The 1,999-nt window shown below is 70.3% G+C and carries 1 pseudogene; it reads left to right on the top strand.

What is annotated here, in order from left to right:
• A pseudogene (locus IF11_RS42665) lies at positions 1-1,999 on the top strand (acyl carrier protein); the annotation flags it as partial.

Raw genomic sequence — 1,999 nt, forward strand, 5'->3', positions numbered from 1 at the left:
TTATGCGGCGGGTAACGCGTTCCTGGATGCGTTGATGGAGCGTCGTCGGGCTGAGGGTCTGCCGGGTGTGTCGCTTGCCTGGGGTCCGTGGGATCAGTCCGGTGGGATGACGGGGACGTTGTCTGAGGCGGATGCGGAGCGGATGGCTCGTGCGGGTGTGCCGGCGTTGTCGGTGGAGCTGGGTGTGGCGTTGTTTGATGCCGCGCTGGCGACCGGGGATGCTGTGGTGGCTCCGGTGCGGCTGGATCTGCCGGTGCTGCGTGCGCAGGGTGAAGTTCCGTCGTTGTTGCGGTGCTGGTGGAGCGGTTGGCGGGGCTGACGGCGGTTGAGCGTCAGGAGGTGCTGTTGGACCTCGTACGCGGACAGGTCGCCCTGGTCCTGGGCCATGCCGACGGGAATGCGGTCAACCCGGGCCGCGCCTTCCGTGAACTGGGCTTCGACTCGCTCACGGCGGTGGAGCTGCGTAACCGGCTCAACACGGCCAGTGGGCTCAGGCTGCCCGCCACGATGGCCTTCGACTACCCGACGGTCCAGACGCTGGTCGACCATCTGCTCGATGAACTGCTGGGCTCCGAAGCCGCGGTGGCCGTGCCGGCCGCCACGCGGACCGCCGCGGTGGCCGACGATCCGATCGTGGTCGTCGGGATGAGCTGCCGCTATCCGGGCGGGGTGGCCTCGGGGAAGGCGGCTTCCTGCACACCGCGGACGAGTTCGACCCCGCGTTCTTCGGTATGTCGCCGCGCGACGCGCTGGCCACCGACTCGCAGCAGCGGCTGCTGCTCGAAGCGTCCTGGGAGGCGATCGAGCGAGCAGGCATCGACCCGGTGTCGCTGAAGGGCAGTGCGACCGGTGTGTTCGCCGGTGTGATGTACAGCGACTACACCACTCTGCTGGGCGGCCCGGAGTTCGAGGGCTTCCAGGGAGGCGGCAGCACGAGTCTGGCGTCGGGCCGCGTCTCGTACACGCTGGGCCTGGAGGGTCCGGCGGTGACGGTGGACACGGCGTGCTCGTCGTCGCTGGTCGCGATGCACTGGGCGATGCAGGCGCTGCGCAGCGGCGAATGCTCGCTGGCGCTGGCCGGCGGTGTGACCGTGATGTCCACGCCGACGGTGTTCGTCGACTTCTCCCGACAGCGGGGTCTGTCGCCCGACGGCCGGTGCAAGGCGTTCTCCGAGTCGGCCGATGGCGTGGGCTGGTCGGAGGGTGTCGGCATGCTGGTGCTTGAGCGGCTGTCCGACGCGCGACGCAATGGCCACCAGGTGCTGGCGGTGGTCCGGGGCTCGGCCGTCAACCAGGACGGTGCGTCGAACGGCCTCACTGCCCCGAACGGTCCGTCGCAGCAGCGCGTGATCCGTCAGGCGCTGGCCAGCGGCGGACTGTCCATGGACGACGTCGATGTGGTGGAGGCGCACGGTACGGGGACGACGCTCGGCAGACGCTGCACGTGGACGCTCCGTCGTCGCATGTGGACTGGTCGGAAGGCGCGGTGGAACTGCTGACGGAGCCGGTGGAGTGGCCGGAGGTCGGTCGCGCGCGGCGGGCGGCTGTTTCGTCGTTCGGGATCAGCGGTACGAACGCCCACATCATCCTGGAGCAGCCGGCCACGGTGATCCGGGGAACGGTGGTCGCCAGGCCGGAGGCTCCCGTGGTGGAGCCGGGTGTGGTGCCGTGGGTGCTGTCCGGCAAGACGCCGGAGGCGCTGCGCGGCCAGGCGGGCCGGCTGCTCTCCTATGTCGAGTCCGGTCAGGAGCTGCGACCGGTGGATATCGGCTACGCGCTGGCCACGGGCCGGTCGGTCTTCGACAACAGCGCTGTCGTGCTGGCCGGGGATCCGGCGGACGCGGTACGAGCCCTCGCGGCTCTGGCGTCCGGCGACGCGGATCCGTCGGCGGTGTCGGGTGCGGTCGTCGGTGGGAAGACGGCGGTGCTGTTCTCGGGTCAGGGTTCGCAGCGGCTGGGGATGGGCCGGGAGTTGTACGGCCGGTTCCCGGTGTTCGCG

It is taken from the genome of Streptomyces scopuliridis RB72 (assembly GCF_000718095.1).
In the GTDB taxonomy this organism is placed as follows: domain Bacteria; phylum Actinomycetota; class Actinomycetes; order Streptomycetales; family Streptomycetaceae; genus Streptomyces; species Streptomyces scopuliridis.